This window comes from Natronolimnobius sp. AArcel1, assembly GCF_011043775.1.
Classification (GTDB): domain Archaea; phylum Halobacteriota; class Halobacteria; order Halobacteriales; family Natrialbaceae; genus Natronolimnobius.
In genome coordinates this window covers 278,128-292,348 of record NZ_JAAKXY010000001.1, presented here as the reverse complement: position 1 = coordinate 292,348, position 14,221 = coordinate 278,128, and the positions used below count along the sequence as shown (strand labels likewise).

General features: G+C 61.1%; 17 protein-coding genes. 6 read left to right on the top strand and 11 right to left on the bottom strand.

The window, feature by feature from the left end:
• The first annotated feature begins 34 nt into the window (after positions 1-34).
• Complete coding sequence (locus G6M89_RS01455; protein ID WP_165160024.1) at positions 35-1,102, top strand: mRNA surveillance protein pelota; 1,068 nt, start codon at positions 35-37, stop codon at positions 1,100-1,102.
• A 26-nt stretch (positions 1,103-1,128) separates the two neighbouring features.
• Positions 1,129-1,449: a hypothetical protein gene (locus tag G6M89_RS01450; RefSeq protein ID WP_165160023.1), complete on the top strand. Its 321-nt coding sequence runs from the start codon at positions 1,129-1,131 to the stop codon at positions 1,447-1,449.
• A gap of 18 nt (positions 1,450-1,467) precedes the next feature.
• On the opposite strand, the gene G6M89_RS01445 is transcribed toward G6M89_RS01450, so the two are convergent.
• From G6M89_RS01445 to G6M89_RS01430, 4 genes are all read right to left on the bottom strand, one after another.
• Positions 1,468-2,658, bottom strand: coding sequence for a threonine synthase (locus G6M89_RS01445; RefSeq protein ID WP_165160506.1), 1,191 nt, complete (start codon positions 2,656-2,658; stop codon positions 1,468-1,470).
• 67 nt (positions 2,659-2,725) lie between these two features.
• A complete protein-coding gene (locus G6M89_RS01440; RefSeq protein ID WP_165160022.1) occupies positions 2,726-3,424 on the bottom strand; it encodes a DUF4013 domain-containing protein in 699 nt (232 codons plus the stop codon).
• A gap of 195 nt (positions 3,425-3,619) precedes the next feature.
• Complete coding sequence (locus tag G6M89_RS01435) at positions 3,620-3,796, bottom strand: 50S ribosomal protein L37e (protein WP_165160021.1); 177 nt, start codon at positions 3,794-3,796, stop codon at positions 3,620-3,622.
• Positions 3,793-4,035: an LSM domain-containing protein gene (locus G6M89_RS01430; RefSeq protein ID WP_165160020.1), complete on the bottom strand. Its 243-nt coding sequence runs from the start codon at positions 4,033-4,035 to the stop codon at positions 3,793-3,795. Before G6M89_RS01430 ends, G6M89_RS01435 begins: the two co-directional genes overlap by 4 nt.
• Positions 4,036-4,251: 216 nt before the next feature.
• Here G6M89_RS01430 and G6M89_RS01425 point away from each other — a divergent pair, with 216 nt between their 5' ends.
• Both G6M89_RS01425 and G6M89_RS01420 read left to right on the top strand, forming a co-directional pair.
• On the top strand, positions 4,252-4,605 hold the full coding sequence (locus tag G6M89_RS01425; protein ID WP_165160019.1) for a hypothetical protein: 354 nt from the start codon (positions 4,252-4,254) through the stop codon (positions 4,603-4,605).
• A gap of 64 nt (positions 4,606-4,669) precedes the next feature.
• Positions 4,670-5,632, top strand: coding sequence for a zinc-dependent metalloprotease (locus tag G6M89_RS01420; protein ID WP_165160018.1), 963 nt, complete (start codon positions 4,670-4,672; stop codon positions 5,630-5,632).
• 5 nt (positions 5,633-5,637) lie between these two features.
• Here G6M89_RS01420 and G6M89_RS01415 read toward each other — a convergent pair whose 3' ends face one another.
• From G6M89_RS01415 to G6M89_RS01405, 3 genes are all read right to left on the bottom strand, one after another.
• Positions 5,638-5,937: a hypothetical protein gene (locus G6M89_RS01415; RefSeq protein WP_165159607.1), complete on the bottom strand. Its 300-nt coding sequence runs from the start codon at positions 5,935-5,937 to the stop codon at positions 5,638-5,640.
• On the bottom strand, positions 5,934-6,368 hold the full coding sequence (locus G6M89_RS01410) for a nuclear transport factor 2 family protein (protein WP_165160017.1): 435 nt from the start codon (positions 6,366-6,368) through the stop codon (positions 5,934-5,936). The genes G6M89_RS01415 and G6M89_RS01410 overlap by 4 nt, the downstream gene beginning before the upstream one ends.
• 61 nt (positions 6,369-6,429) lie before the next feature.
• On the bottom strand, positions 6,430-6,984 hold the full coding sequence (locus tag G6M89_RS01405; protein ID WP_165160016.1) for a hypothetical protein: 555 nt from the start codon (positions 6,982-6,984) through the stop codon (positions 6,430-6,432).
• Between the two features lie 127 nt (positions 6,985-7,111).
• Between G6M89_RS01405 and G6M89_RS01400 the strand changes: the two genes are divergently transcribed.
• Positions 7,112-7,351 carry a hypothetical protein gene (locus tag G6M89_RS01400; RefSeq protein ID WP_165160015.1) on the top strand — a complete coding sequence of 80 codons (240 nt, stop codon included), beginning with the start codon at positions 7,112-7,114 and terminating at the stop codon, positions 7,349-7,351.
• Between the two features lie 11 nt (positions 7,352-7,362).
• Here the strand turns inward: G6M89_RS01400 and G6M89_RS01395 are convergent, their stop codons facing one another.
• Positions 7,363-7,941 carry a hypothetical protein gene (locus tag G6M89_RS01395; RefSeq protein ID WP_165160014.1) on the bottom strand — a complete coding sequence of 193 codons (579 nt, stop codon included), beginning with the start codon at positions 7,939-7,941 and terminating at the stop codon, positions 7,363-7,365.
• A gap of 207 nt (positions 7,942-8,148) precedes the next feature.
• Between G6M89_RS01395 and G6M89_RS01390 the strand changes: the two genes are divergently transcribed.
• The gene (locus tag G6M89_RS01390) at positions 8,149-10,872 is read left to right on the top strand and encodes an AAA domain-containing protein (RefSeq protein ID WP_165160013.1); all 2,724 of its coding nucleotides are present in this window, start codon (positions 8,149-8,151) and stop codon (positions 10,870-10,872) included.
• Between the two features lie 918 nt (positions 10,873-11,790).
• Here G6M89_RS01390 and G6M89_RS01385 read toward each other — a convergent pair.
• The 3 genes from G6M89_RS01385 to G6M89_RS01375 all read right to left on the bottom strand — a co-directional run bounded on the left by G6M89_RS01385 (position 11,791) and on the right by G6M89_RS01375 (position 14,034).
• Positions 11,791-12,150 (bottom strand): hypothetical protein, encoded by a 360-nt coding sequence (locus G6M89_RS01385; protein ID WP_165160012.1) that lies wholly within the window; start codon positions 12,148-12,150, stop codon positions 11,791-11,793.
• A gap of 67 nt (positions 12,151-12,217) precedes the next feature.
• The gene (locus tag G6M89_RS01380) at positions 12,218-12,877 is read right to left on the bottom strand and encodes a helix-turn-helix domain-containing protein (RefSeq protein WP_165160011.1); all 660 of its coding nucleotides are present in this window, start codon (positions 12,875-12,877) and stop codon (positions 12,218-12,220) included.
• A 170-nt stretch (positions 12,878-13,047) separates the two neighbouring features.
• Complete coding sequence (locus tag G6M89_RS01375) at positions 13,048-14,034, bottom strand: AIR synthase family protein (RefSeq protein WP_165160010.1); 987 nt, start codon at positions 14,032-14,034, stop codon at positions 13,048-13,050.
• Positions 14,035-14,221 lie beyond the last annotated feature (187 nt).

The following is a 14,221-nucleotide window of genomic DNA, read 5'->3' as shown; positions in this document are numbered from 1 at the left end:
AGCCCACTTAGCCCCGCCGCACAAATCGGCGCATATGCAGATTAAAGACCGGGAGCAGGTCGAGGGCGGCCGCGAGCGGGTGACGGTCGTCCCTGAGAGCGTCGACGATCTCTGGCACCTCCAGTACGTCTTAGAGCCCGGCGACCGCGTCGCAGGCGATACGACCCGGCGGATTCAGCGCAACGACGACCAGATGCGGGATACGGGTGGCGAGCGCGAGCACATGTGGGTCGCCATCGCCGTCGACGATATCGACTTTCACAAGTTCGCGAACCGCCTCCGGGTCGGCGGCGAGATCGTCGCCTGTTCGCGCGAGGATCAACTCGGCTTTCATCACACCCTGAACGTCGAAGAGCGCGAGGAGCTCTCCATCGAGAAGTGGTTCAAGCCCGATCAGGAGGCCCGCCTCGAGGAGGCCGAAGAGGCCACCGAGAATCCAGACGTGGCTATCGCGACGGTTGAAGAAGGCCAGGCACACGTCCACACGGTCGCCCAGTACGGCACCGAGGAGCGTGCGGCGATCACCGGCCCGACCGGCAAGGGCGAGTTCGCCCGGGAGCGCTCCGAGCTGTTCGCCGAACTCGGCAACGTCCTCAAACGCCAGGACGCCGACGCGATCATTCTCGCCGGTCCTGGCTTTACGAAACAGGACGCAAAGAAGTACATCGAGAACAACGAGCCCGAAGTCGCCGAGAAGCTCACGATGGTCGATACAGCAGCCGTTGGCGACCGCGGGGTTCACGAGGTCCTGAAACGTGGAGCCGTCGCGGATGTCCAACAGGAGACGCGTATCGAGAGCGAGGCCGAGTACATCGACGAACTCACAAAGCGCATGGCACAGGGCGCGAAAGCCGCTTACGGCCCCGATCAGGTGAAGCAGGCCGCCGAGTTCGGTGCCATCGAGCGCCTACTCGTTCTGGACGACCGCCTGCGAAAAGAGCGCGGTCCCGAGGGCGAGTGGGCGCTCGACATCGACGACCTCGTCCGGACAACGGAGCAGAAAGGCGGCGACGTGACGGTGTTCTCGAGTGAGTTTCCACCGGGCGAACAGCTGTCGAATCTCGGCGGCATCGCAGCGCTGCTTCGCTATCGTCTCGAGTGAGACGGAGACCGCACAGCGGGCATACCATGGTCGTCTCGTCACCACTCGCGGTCGTGCTCTGGGCGCTGGCCATCGGCCTGTACGGCATTGGCGACCTCGTGACGACGCTTCGTGGACTCAGATATGACGACCTCGAGGAAGGGCAGTCGATTCCACGGGCTGTACTCGGTAAACCACCGTCGGCAGTCCGCTTCGGGCTGTTCAAAGCCATGATTCTTGGTATCTTCTACGCTGGCTATCTCACCGTCCCTGACGCTCGCGTTCGGCTGCTTATTCCGGCTGGAATTGCGATTATTGGGTCCTATACAGTGTACAATAACGTTCGTGCAATTCGGTCGGTGCAGTAGCTGTGTTGACAGTCGCGATTAGATTCCTTGCCCCATCAGGTGACTGCGCAACACGTCCGCCTCCTTGTTCCCGGTGCCTGTGTTGCAGATGACAACCGTCTCGTCGCCGTCAAAGGCATCCTGTTCGGCCAGTTCCCACGCCCCGCTGGCTGCCGCAGCCGAACTCGGTGCCATCTCGAGGCCCGCGTGCTGGGCGACCTGCACACCGGACTCGAGAATACTGGGATCGTCACTCGTGACGGCACCGCCACCGCTCTCGCGGATTGCCTCGAGCGCCTGTGGGCCGCCTGCAGGGTCTGGAATCTCGAGTGCACCACAGATCGTGTCCGGGGTTTCCTCGGGCTGGTGGGCGTCCTGGCCTGCCTCGTGGGCCTCGACGATGGGTGCACAGCCGCTTGGTTGGACTGCATACAGCGGCGGCACGTCGTCGATCAGTCCCAGTTTTTGGAACTCCGTTGCACCCTTGTAGAGACCTGCGAGGCCGACCCCGCTGCCAGTCGGGTAACAGATCGCGTCGGGCACCTCCCACTCGAGTTGTTCGATCAGTTCGTACAGCAGCGTTTTCGCGCCCTCGTGGCGGTAAGGTGTCTCGAACGCCTGCAGTGAGTACCAGTCGTCGTGTTCTGCAAGGCCCTCTGCAGCCGCCTCGAGTGCATCACCGTAGCGCCCACCGACGACGTTCATGTCGCCGCCGTGGACGTTGACCATCGCTTTGGTCGTAAAGCCCGAGCGCGAGGGGAGATAGACGTGTGACTCGAGGCCTGCGCGGCCCGCGTAGGCGGCTGCAGACTGGCCGCTATCGCCGGTCGACGCGAGTGCAACGTCGGTCGCGCCGTGCTGGCTTGCCGCCGTGAGGGCAACGCTTTGGCCACGATCTTCGACCGTCCCCGTTGGGTTCCGTCCCTCGTCTTTGATGTAGACACGCTCGACACCCAACTCGTCCGCAAGCGCCGGGCACTCGACCAGCGCTGTTGCTCCCTCATCCGTCGAGACTGCGCTCTCGCTGGTAAACGGCAGCAGTTCCTCGTAGCGCCACTGGGTGTCGAACGGTCTCGAGTCGAGCGTCTCACGATCCAGTTCGATTGCGTCGTAGTCGTAGCGCGCCTCGAGTCGTCCCCCACACTCCGGGCACGTATGCGATTCGTCGGCGTCGACCGTCGTTTCGCAGTCGACGCACTCGAGGCCGACGAAGGCGTCAGTCGTCTCCAGTTCCATAGTGGTCAGTTTGTGGCCTGAAAGTAATGGCTGTCCATCGGTCGGCCACTGAAAAAACGGTTCAAACGGCGGGTCGTTCGTCGGTCGATTCGGTGCCGCCTTGCTCGAGGGTGACGGGGTGGAGTTCGCCCCAGGTGTGTCCGATCACGTAGTACGCTGTGACCAGCGCGTAGAATGAGACGAGTGCACCCAGCAGCGCTCCGAGGAACGGAATGGATGCGAGGATTCCGGAGACGAACCCGCCGACGATCACGATGCCGAGTGCGATCAGCCAGGCGCTCGCGTAGGTTCCGGTTCGAAGCGTTGGGCGCAGCGCCTCGAGGTCGATCCCCGCGCTGAGTCGTCGCTCGCCGGCGAAGTTCGCGATTCCCGCTGGCGCGACATACATTGCGGCGATGGCGACGGCAAGCGTCAAGAACGCGCTGATCGTCAGTGCGCCGATGCCGAGGACGCCGGGTTCGCCGCCCGTTACGAGCAGAATTCCGCCGACGAGTACCGTCCCGACGATGGCCGGGACGAGCGCGTACGCGAGCAAAATGAGGCCCACTTTTGCGCCGTCGACCAGCAGCTCGCCCCATTCCTCGAATGTCGGTGCCTCCTCGTCGCCGTGTGCCGTTCGGTCGACAACGCGGACGATGTAGCCCCAGACGAGAAACAGGGGGAGAAGCAAGAAGCTAAACAAGAGAAAGATTCCGCCGAGTATGGTCGTCTTCCAGGCGTCGTCACTGTTGTTTAGGTAGGAAAGTGCGTCAGTTAGCATGGGTATCCCTCGACCGCCTGCCCCGATGTAGCGTGGTCACTACTACGTAGGCTCGAGACGGGGATAAACGTTTGTTACGCCCGAATTCAAGTATCTCAGGCGTTCTGGCGGCTTCGTTCGGTCGCGATCTCGAGAGAGAGACGCGACGCTCAGGCACTGAAAGTGAAGAAGAACGCGTACCGATATCGGCGAGAGTTAGTTGTCGCCGGTTTTCGACTGCCACTCGTAGTCGCGGCGCTTGGCAGATTTGCCAAAGCCACAGGACGAGCAGACTTTCTTCTTCGTATGGTAGGATTTCTCTCCGCAGCGACGACACTTCGTGTGGGTCGTCGTGTTCTTCTTTCCTTGGCTCGGGGTTCCTGCACCAGTCATGGAGTGATCGAAACGACGTTATCGCCGCGTATAATGGTTGTGTCTTCGATCGACTCGCCGTCGTCGGCCGATTCCGACCCCGAAACGGCATCCGTCGCAATCGTCACGTCCTCGAGTACGAGGTTCATATGCTGATCGTAGCCAGCGAGATCGCCGTCGTACTCGTCACCACTTTTGAGTCGTACTATGACCCGGTCGCCGAGTGACGCCTCGAGGACGTCCAGCGGTCGTCCACTCATACGAAAGACCGCAGGTGACGGACACTTAATCGTACCGGTCCGCCGTGCACAGCACAGGGGATCAGGGCAAGCCTACTGGGAAGATCACCTCATCGCGGACAGCCATACTGAGGCAGCGCTGGGCGGTCGCAGTCGCCTGATCGGCCCTACAGGGGCGACTATCAGGATATCGGAGTCAACCAAACGGATAAGTAGGGCGTCGTTGACCGTTCGGCTATGGGAGATAAGAACTTCACCCTCATCGAGTTGCATCTGGACGGGAATCCGCAGTTTGGCCCACGAACGATCACCGACGCGCTGCCGTTTGGTGACACTGCGGATACTGCCGACGAGGAGGCCGACACCGACCTCGAGACGGAGACAGAAACCGACACCGAGTTCGAAGCCGAAACCGACCTCGAGTCGGAGTTCGACGAGGACGACGACTCGAGCGGCAAGGGCGCACTCGGCGCGGTCGTCGCGCTCACAGTCCTCGTCGTCGCCGGCGTCGCCGTGAAGAAGTTCCGTGGTGGCGAGGACGAGCCCGAAGTTGAGGCCGACGAGGAACAGCCGGACGTTATCGTTAACTAATCGGTCACGCGAGCGGACCGTGTCGAGCCGAACCCTTTTGCGTTCGCTTGCCGTACCTCAGCGCGTGAATCTCTATCGCAGCGTCCGGGCTGTTGCCGAATCGTCCGGTGACGATGCGATCGACTGGGAGTCGGCCGCAGAAGCGGCCAAAGCAGCAACCGATCCCGGCTCGATCGCGCTGACGGCAGCCGAGCGCGAGGCGTACGCACGCGACGTTCGAGACGCCCGTGCCGGCGTCCGCGAGGTTTCTGGACTCGAGTTTGACGTTCCCGAGACTGTCGAGATCCAAAACCGACATCACTGGATCGACGCCAACGTCGCGACCTTCGAGCGCATCATGCGCACACTCGAGACCCACGCCAACACTGGCGCGTTCCCGGGCGTCGCCCGCACGGTCAACACGGGTACCATGACCGTGCTCCTGTCGTTCCTCGGGCGAAACGTCCTCGGCCAGTACGATCCGCTCTTGCTCGCTGACTCGCCACAGGACGATCATGCGCTGTATTTCGTCCAGCCGAATATTCTCAATGCGGCGGACACGCTCGCGGTCGATTCCGACCGCTTCCGGCGCTGGATCGCCTACCACGAAGTGACTCACGCCGCCGAGTTCGGGGCCGCCCCGTGGCTTTCCGAACACCTTGAGCAACGAATGGAAGACGGTATCGCGACGCTCTCACACGGCTCGTTCGACCGTAAAGCGTTCCGCGAACTCGACGCGGCGATGACCGTCGTCGAGGGATACGCCGAACTCCTGATGGACCACGCCTTCGACGGCGAGTACGAGGATCTGCGGCGCAAACTCGACGAGCGACGCCAGGGTCGTGGCCCGCTTCAGCAGTTGTTCCGTCGCCTGCTCGGCCTCGGTCTGAAGCGCCGTCAGTACGAACGCGGCAAGGACTTCTTCGAACACATCGCTGCCGCACGCGACCTCGAGACGGCCTCGCTGGTCTGGGAGGGCCCGGAGTACCTGCCGAGTCACGACGAACTCGATGCGCCGGAGACGTGGATTCGCCGCGTTGAGCGCTGAGGTCGTCATCCCATAATTCGGGACAGATACCACAATAATCCGCCACCGAGAAGGAAACTTCCGAGCGTCACTGCACCGATCACCTCGAGCGGAGCGCCGCCCTGAATCGCCATGAGGCCTCCAGAAAGGCCGACGAGGACGACGAATCCGGCACCGAGTTGTCGTCGGCCCGTGATGTCGGGATCGCGTGCGCTCGCGCCGCGACGGCCTCGTCGCCGGCGATTCCGGCCGCCACGATCGCGCTCTCGAGTGTCCTGAGTGCGCTCGCGTTTCTGACCGAACGTCCGCCCGCGCTCGTCGCTCATAGCGCCTCCGCGGTGCTGACGTGCATCGAAACGAAGCGCCAGTCTGGGTATGACTCGGCGTCCTCGCTCGAGTCAGCAGGCACCAACGTGCCGCTCCAGCGCGTCTCGAAGCGCTTGCGGTCGCCGCATTCGGTGTCCGTCCAAGCCATCGCCACTTCGTCCGCGAACGTCGCAACGCCGTCGTATTCACTAACGACCAGATCGGTACTCTCGAGTGACCACGAATCCGTCGTCGCCGTCTGTTCCTGAAGCGCCTCGGCGACTGCGTCGTAGCCAAACAGCGCCTCACTGATGCCGAACTTGACCGTCGTTGTGTCGTCTGCCGCACTCTCTGCGTCGGTTTCGGCCTCGAGAAAATAGTCCTCGAGTGTCTCGCCTGCCCGGAGCGCGTCGTAGTACGCGCGGACGACGGCCGCTGGTGACTCGCTCATTGGTGAGTCGTCGGGTGCGATTCGTATAGACCCAGCGGACGCAGTCGCCAGCATGCCCACACTACATAAAGCCGCGATCGACTTCGTCCGTTTCGATCAGATCCTCGAGTTCCGCATTCAGCAGGTCGTCTGCCTCCTCGAATCGCTCGGCAAGCTTCTCGAGTTCGTCGGGGCGGTCGTACTGATCGTACTCCATCGGCCCGAACGCTGGGCTCTCGAGGGCATCCATGACGTCATCAAAGAGATCCTGTGGCCGGGTTGGGGCGTCCGCATGGGTCTCGAGGACGGTCTGCAGTCGCTTCGAGATGGAGTCGGCGTGGGACTCGTCTTCCGGTGGGGATTGGACGGCAAAGCGGCCGCCGGCGTCTTGTTGATTCGGAAGGAACGAGCCGATTTCGTCGTCCAAATTTCGGGCGACGCGCGTGCCGACGCCGCGCACCTCGTAGGGATTTTTGGCGTACGTTTTCAGGAAAAAGACCCCTGCGCGAGGATGTGCGAGATACATGTCTTCGCCGACACCACCGGCGCGGTCACCGGCAACTGCCCGCCAGTCTTCGGCGTCAACAGCTCGGTCAGTGACGTCCTCGAGTATGTCCTGCCACTCACGAATCCGCATGAGCGGCGGTTGGGACGCAGTCGGAATGAACGTATCGGTCGGACGAAAACCAGGATGCCCAGTCAGGGCAGGAACCAAAAGGAATACGATGGGTCCCCCGACACAACGCGTAACCGACGATTTCGACATGTCTACCCGCCACCCTATCTCAATTGCTGAACTGTTTCGTGCGACGCCAGCGACGACGTGTCTCCTCACAGTTGGGCCACTAGTGCTCGCGATTGGACAGGTGCTCAACAGCTACGTCAACGGCGTCTCACCTGTCGTCGCGCTCTGTTTTGCAGTCGGCATTCTTGGCTTTGCTGTCGTTGCACTCCGACATCACGCCGCCGAGTATCGACTTCGAACACTCGAGGCAGAGATCTAAGGACAGGGGTGTTAGGAGCCGCTCTCAAGCTCTGCATCAGTGACGGTTCGTGCGTCGCGGGCTTCATAGGCGTTGTACCCGGAGAGGCCAGCGATGAGCAGGCCGGTGGCGAGCGTACTCCAGAACATGCCACCGATCATCTCGAACAGCGCGGCAGAGATGATGAGCCAGATGCCAAGGACGGCGACCAGCGAGGCAACGCCAACGCTTAGCGGAATATCGTTCGCGAGGCGGTAGTAGTTGTAGCTCGCAGCGACGAACACGACTGCACCGACGAGGACGTTGTTCCCGAGTGTCGCACCGCTCACGTCATAGACCAGTACGGAGAGTGCAACCCATGCGCCCAGAACAGCGACGATTGCGCTGACGATCGGGGTGTTCCGACGCCGCTCCTCCGAGGCGATCAGCGTCCCATCATCTCCCGGGTCGCGTTCGTCCATTTGGGGATTGTCGCCGATGCCGGTTTCCGAGTCGACGTCGGAGACCATCGCTTCATCGGACGGCTCCCTCGCTGTGTCTGTCTGCTCGTCGTGTCTCGAATCAGCGTCGGTGTCCGTCTCCCGATGACGGTCGTCGGACGGGTTACTCATAGACGCCGCTTGCCCTCGAGTTCTCAAAAGCGAGGGCGACCGTTTCGGTGATCGGCCGCCCATCACGGTGAGTAAGACGAGATTACACAGACCGACGCAGTCGAACGATTTGCTGGGCGCGAACGTGTTGGACAGAGGAAATACCAGCCTGCTCGCGCGGCGGCCGACCAGTAGCGTTTTTGCTGGCTCGGTTCGTGAGCCATAGTCGTGCACATACGCGGAACCGTCGCGGGCGACGTCGAGGTGCGGTCGGTGTCGACGAGTTACGGCGAGAGCGATCTGGCCGAGGTACCGCTGCGGATCGACACGGTCGCAAGCGATATCGAGTCGGTCCACGCCTCGACAGCCCCAGCCGACGGCGAGGAACACGAGCCGACCACGGTCACGTGCTGGAACAAGTGGACCGAATCGGCCGAGCTGCTCGAGCCCGGGATGGAGTTGCTGGTCATGGACGTAGCGGAAGACGAGTATCAGGGCGAACAGCGCTACAAGACGACGGGCGAGTCCTACGTCGTCGTCGAGCCGAGCTTTCTTGTCAACGTGACCTCGATCCGCAACTGGGTGGAGTGTCCGCGCCTCTACTACCTGAACAAACTATCCGGGGTGCCGCTGAACTATCCGGTCGTAAAAGGGACGCTCGTCCACGAGGTCTTCGGCGACTTGCTTCGCGGGCGCGATCTCGAGGAGTCCATCGACGCGCGCGTCGAGGAACGCGGTCTGCAACTCGGCCTGCTCGGTGAGTCGCCCAAGGCCGTCGCCGAGGACGTTCGCGAGAACGCCGGCGCAATCGAGGGCTGGCTCGAGCAAGGGCGTTTGACTGAAGATGATTCCTGGCGGTCTGAGCAACTACTCATCAGCGAGACGTTCGGTATCCGCGGGCGAGCCGACGCGATTCGACGGGGCGCGCCGGTCGAACTCAAGACTGGGAAGAACCTCAAAAAGGAGCCCCGATTCAAGGACAAGGTGCAGGCGGCCTGTTATGCCCTGCTGCTCGAAGAACGCGGTGGCGACATCGACACGGGAACGCTACTCTATACGAAAAACTCCGCGCTGGATCGCAACGAAGAAACTGGCGACCTCACGCCGGCAAAGGACTTCTCGATGGGCCAGGGACTGCTCAAATTCGTCGTCCGATTGCGCAACGAACTTGCGGCGATGGAGATGACCGAGGGCGTCCCCACGGGCTATGAAGGCTCAGCCAAGTGCGAGTACTGTTTCGAGCAAGACACCTGCATGGTCGTCTCCGGACGGCTCAACCAGGAGTCAAAAGCCGGCCAGATCGGCACGCCACTCCCCGAGGAGGAACGCGAGTACTTCGACCGATTCTATCGCGCCATCGAGGAGGAACGCCGCGAAGTCCACCGCGAGTACGCCAAACTCTGGGAGCAAGACGCCCAGGAACGCGCCGACGACGACCGCGCGCTGATCGACCTCGAGTTCAGCGAGATGTCCGAACTCGAGGGCGGGCGCTGGGAACTACGCGCGACACGCGAGGGTGGCGCGACCTCAAAGCTCCGCGAGGGCGACCTCGTGCTGGCGAGCGACGGGCATCCAGTCCGTGGCAACTCCGAACTGGCGATGATCGAGCGACTGGATGATGCGGTCGTACTGACCGCCGACGAGCCGGTCGAAGTCTCGAGGCTGGACGTCTATCCCTCCGAACTGACCACGGATCGGCTGCTCGCCGCGCTCCATGACGCGCTGTTGAAGGGCAACGAACGCCGGAAAGACGTGCTGTTCGGCCGTGCCGAGCCCGAGTTTGACTCCATCGAGGAGACGTTCATCGACAACAACGACCGCCAGAACGAGGCCGTCACGAAGGCTGTCGGCGCAAACGATTGCGCGCTGATCCACGGCCCACCAGGTACCGGAAAGACGTACACCATCGCTCGAGCCATCCGCGCGATGGTCGAACGCGGGGAGCGAGTCCTTCTGTCGGCGTTTACGAACCGGGCTGTGGACAACGCCTTGGAGGCCGTCCTCGAGCAACTCGGTGACAATCTCGAGTCGGACCGCGTCGTCCGCGTCGGCTCTGAAAGCGGCGTTCGCGACGACATGCAACCGTATCGCTTAGAGCGGTCGGGCGAACCCGAAGATTGTCTCGCTGAACTCGAGAACGCACAGGTCGTCGCGGCGACGACGGCTACCTGTGGTTCTCGCATCATGAAAGAACAGCAGTTCAACGTTGCGCTGGTTGATGAGGCCGCCCAGCTAACCGAACCCGGCACGCACGCGGCGATCAATCTCGCCGAGCGGTTCGTCCTCGTTGGTGACCACGAGCAGCTGCCGCCCGTCGTCCGCGCCGAAAACGAACTCACGGAGTCGCTGTTTGAACGCCTCATCGACTTGCACCCCGACGCGGGCGTCATGCTCGACCGCCAGTACCGCATGAACCAGCGGATTCAGGCCTTCGCCTCGAGCGAGTTCTACGACGGCCAGTTGCGCCCAGCCGAACCCGAGGTTGCAGCCCGGACGCTCGACGATCTCGAGGGTGTCTCTCGAGACGCCCTTCCCGACTCTCTGCACGATCCAGTCACGTTCGTCGACGTCGAGGGCGACGGCAGTCGCTACACCGACAGCGCGGAGGCCGCCCGTATCGCCGAGTTGATCGAGACCTACGAAGCGGCTGGCCTCGAGCGCACGGATATTGGCGTTATCGCGCCGTTCCGTGCCCAGGTATCCGAAATTTCGAAGCACGTCCCCGAGGACGTGGCGGTCGACACTGTTGACCGATTCCAGGGCTCGAGTCAGGAGGTCATCATCGTCTCCTTTACCGCGACGGGCACGCTCGAGGGGCCGATTTTCGAGGACTATCGTCGGATCAACGTCGCGCTGACGCGCCCAAAGCGCGCACTCGTACTCGTCGGCGACGGGACCGCGCTAGCGAGCGAGCCAGTTTATAAGCGGATGCTCGAGTGGGCACAGGGATAGCAGTTAGTATAGTAGCCACTGAAAGTCAGTGCACACCCAATCGCACGAGGGCTGTGCGATTGGTGTGTAAACAGTTTCAGTTGGTACTATAGTGCGTTTCTTTAGTCAGAATTATCCGTGAAACCGGTGGCAAGTATAGGCGGTGCAATTACCACTGCGGTTAAGCACAAACACTGCACCCGCGAGCGACCATCGGGAGCGAGCGGCCTTTTTAGCGTAGATTTTTGCGCCGAGCGGTTCCTCGCGAAGCGAGGAATCCCGAGGCGGAAAAAGGTACATTTGCAGCTGTGGTTACCGAATCATCTTGGTCGGTATCGAGTACCACAACGTTCATGAATAGCTATCGCAAATTACCGAGCGAATGCAACCAGTGGGGAGGGAATCACGGGGTGCAATCGAGCTGTGTGCTCGCCGTCCACAGCCAGGGACGCTCGAGACACATGAATCAACGGAGCCGAAGCGATTTTATCAGCCATCAGCACTGCCACAGCCAGTGGACTTGCTGGCTCGCGGATCGCGGATCGCGGGCGGTTCGCTGACGCATCGGTAGCAGTAGTTATAGTAGCCACTGCAAGTCAATGCGCACCTGATCGCACGACGGGAGTGCGGTTCGGAGCGAACGAAGTGAGCGAGAACCGCGGACACACGAAGAGTGCGAGACCAGCGGTCTCGCATACCATGCGAACGGCGCTTCGCGCCGTGAGCAGACGGGGAGCGAAGCGAGCCGTGAACTGTGCGATCCGTGGATAAATAGTTGCAGTTGTTACTATAGTAGTACGGGTTTTGTATGTAGAATTGTTCGTAAAACCGAATTGAGCAATCCGGTAACTACGTGTGCTTATTGATTGTACCTCTATTCAGACACCAGTAAAGTGATTCACGCGCCATATTGAAAAATAGAGAGTCGCCTGTATGAACTCACAATTCAATTGGTTCGTCAAGATTTGGATCAGTACTGAAAATCGCAGATAGATGGGGCTGTAGCTGGTCGAACTGTTCTGTCGGTTCCACGAGTTGGCGCTCCGAGTCGTATTCGATGACTCCTGCTGATTCTAACTTTGGAATGTGCGTGTGGTGTAGCGCGATCTGAATTTCCGTTAGTACCGCTTCAGAAGCGTCGGTAACTGGCGTATGATGATTATAGGTGAGAATTGTTGACCGGAGGTCATTCACGGTCAACGAACGCTGTTCTGCCGAGAGTATCGCAAGGACAATACGACGGTGCCCGTCCCCACATAGGTCGAGAATTGTATCGAATGTGATGGAGGTCTCACTCATGATACTAGTATCTGAGACCTACACGGTTTATCCTCCCTTTTTAGTATCCAACACGCTTATAAATCCTCTATCGAGAGGGCGCTGATACGTCAGATAGCGTATTTCCGAGGATGTAGTTGATTCCGCGCCGGAGTCTGGATGCGACGGCCTGCTGTGTGATTCCAAGTTCGTCACCGATCTCTTCCATCGTTGTTTCGCGTGGGGACTCGAAGTAGCCGCGCTCGTAGGCGAGCACCAGCGCTTCCTGTTGGGTAGCAGTGAGAGCCTCCTCGGTAGCCGTCTCAATAGGCGTGAGCGCGTGTAGCTTCGTGAGCGTAATCGGGATCCCCACCTCTCGACACCGGGATTGAAAACCAGCAATATCGTCGCGGCTGTCACCACGAATATCGAACGTCCACTCTTTGTCCGTCCCGACAGCTTCGATGAGTGCGATCTCCGTCTCCGTCAGCGTGGTTAACACGTCGTCGTAATCCACCGCCCATTCGACGCGCAACAGATGGTCGTCTTTGACAGAGTCGATGAACTGGATTCCCGTCACGCCCGGATGCTCCGAGAACGCCCCTTCGATATCGTCAACTTCGGTTCCCCGAACCCAGAAGTAGGGGATCACCACGTCTCGGGCAGGGATAATCCGTTCCAGTTCGACCGACACATCCGGCAATTGCTCGAACACTGTTCCCAACGGGAACTCGTCGGATGGTACCGTAAAGGAAGCCTCTGTAGCCATCGTCCAATCTGTGGCTCCCTGAGCGTAAATACCCTTCACGGGACTGCGAAACTGAAATACGAACAGATTTCGTGTTTCGTGTTCGGGACCGACTCGGTATGTCTTTGCCCTGTACTGACCGCGATTTTCACCAATCACTCTAACTAACGAAACCGTACTACTATCTACTGTTAGGCATCGGCGTCGCTGTCAGCCGACTCCCAGAGCGGATACAGATCGTCCTCGAGCGAGCCGGTCAGTGGCTCGCCCTCGAGTAACACATCCGAGCCGCCAGCCGTTGCGATGCCGATTTCGGCGGCTGCGATCCCGGCGTTTGCGAGATCTGCGAGGCAGTCATCGACAGCGCCTGCTGGAACGGTCGCGAGCAACGCACCCGAGCCGAAAATCTGGAGCGGATCCACGTTGGCCGCGTCACAGAGCCGCCGGGTTTCCGAACGGACCGGGACCGCATCACGGTCGACCTCGAGGCGAACATCCGAGGCGCGGGCGAGTTCCCGTAGTCCGGCCACAACACCGCCTTCGGTCGGATCGTGCATCGCCGTCGCGTACTCGCGGACGACGCGGGCATCTGGAACGATCGAGAGGTCCTCGAGAAACGCTTCAGCGCGCTTGCGCAGGTCGTCGTCAATGTCGAACTCGTCGCCGAAATCAGACGCGAGGATCGCGGTTCCTTCGATGCCCGCCGCTTTCGTCAAAATCACTCGGTCGCCGGGTTCGGCCCCGCCGGTCGGGATCACCGTCTCGGTCGCACCCATCGCCGTCAACGAGAGCAGTGGGCGCTCGAGTTGGTCGACGTACTCGGAGTGGCCGCCGACAATCGACGCACCGACATCGTTCGCAGCGGCGTCGAGATCGGTCGTGATGGTCTCGAGGTCGGCGCTCTCGCCGGGGAGCAAGATAACGGCGGTCAGCCAGCGTGGGTCGGCCCCGGCCGCAGCGACGTCGTTACAGGCGATGGCGACGCCGAGGGTGCCGACCTTCGAGGCGGCGAGCGAGATCGGGTCGGAACTCACGACAAGGTTGCCGCCCGGCCAGTCGATGGCCGCGGCGTCCTCGCCATGGGCTGGCCCCTGGATGATCGTCTCGTCTGTGTCAGTGGTTCCCGTCCGATTGAAGACGTGTGTGAGCAACTTCTCCGGCGGTACCTTCCCGGGCATATCACGAACTGGAACGATTGGAGGTTTGTACCTGTCGGCGTCGACTCGAGGACATTGATAATCGGTAGCCGATGTGACTCTTCTATGACACTTCGATAGACGATCACTGTCAGTGACCGCAGTGTGGGAATACGCGGTGTCTCTCTCGCAGGCAAACTCGGCCAGCATAGAGGGAGCAGTCGGTGCC

Coding starts and splice junctions, on each gene's coding strand:
- G6M89_RS01455 (WP_165160024.1), top strand. CDS start 35: ATGCAGATTAAAGACCGGGAGCAGGTCGAGGGCGGCCGCGAGCGGGTG.
- G6M89_RS01450 (WP_165160023.1), top strand. CDS start 1,129: ATGGTCGTCTCGTCACCACTCGCGGTCGTGCTCTGGGCGCTGGCCATC.
- G6M89_RS01440 (WP_165160022.1), bottom strand. CDS start 3,424: ATGCTAACTGACGCACTTTCCTACCTAAACAACAGTGACGACGCCTGG.
- G6M89_RS01435 (WP_165160021.1), bottom strand. CDS start 3,796: ATGACTGGTGCAGGAACCCCGAGCCAAGGAAAGAAGAACACGACGACC.
- G6M89_RS01430 (WP_165160020.1), bottom strand. CDS start 4,035: ATGAGTGGACGACCGCTGGACGTCCTCGAGGCGTCACTCGGCGACCGG.
- G6M89_RS01425 (WP_165160019.1), top strand. CDS start 4,252: ATGGGAGATAAGAACTTCACCCTCATCGAGTTGCATCTGGACGGGAAT.
- G6M89_RS01415 (WP_165159607.1), bottom strand. CDS start 5,937: ATGAGCGACGAGCGCGGGCGGACGTTCGGTCAGAAACGCGAGCGCACT.
- G6M89_RS01410 (WP_165160017.1), bottom strand. CDS start 6,368: ATGAGCGAGTCACCAGCGGCCGTCGTCCGCGCGTACTACGACGCGCTC.
- G6M89_RS01405 (WP_165160016.1), bottom strand. CDS start 6,984: ATGCGGATTCGTGAGTGGCAGGACATACTCGAGGACGTCACTGACCGA.
- G6M89_RS01400 (WP_165160015.1), top strand. CDS start 7,112: ATGTCTACCCGCCACCCTATCTCAATTGCTGAACTGTTTCGTGCGACG.
- G6M89_RS01395 (WP_165160014.1), bottom strand. CDS start 7,941: ATGAGTAACCCGTCCGACGACCGTCATCGGGAGACGGACACCGACGCT.
- G6M89_RS01385 (WP_165160012.1), bottom strand. CDS start 12,150: ATGAGTGAGACCTCCATCACATTCGATACAATTCTCGACCTATGTGGG.
- G6M89_RS01380 (WP_165160011.1), bottom strand. CDS start 12,877: ATGGCTACAGAGGCTTCCTTTACGGTACCATCCGACGAGTTCCCGTTG.
- G6M89_RS01375 (WP_165160010.1), bottom strand. CDS start 14,034: ATGCCCGGGAAGGTACCGCCGGAGAAGTTGCTCACACACGTCTTCAAT.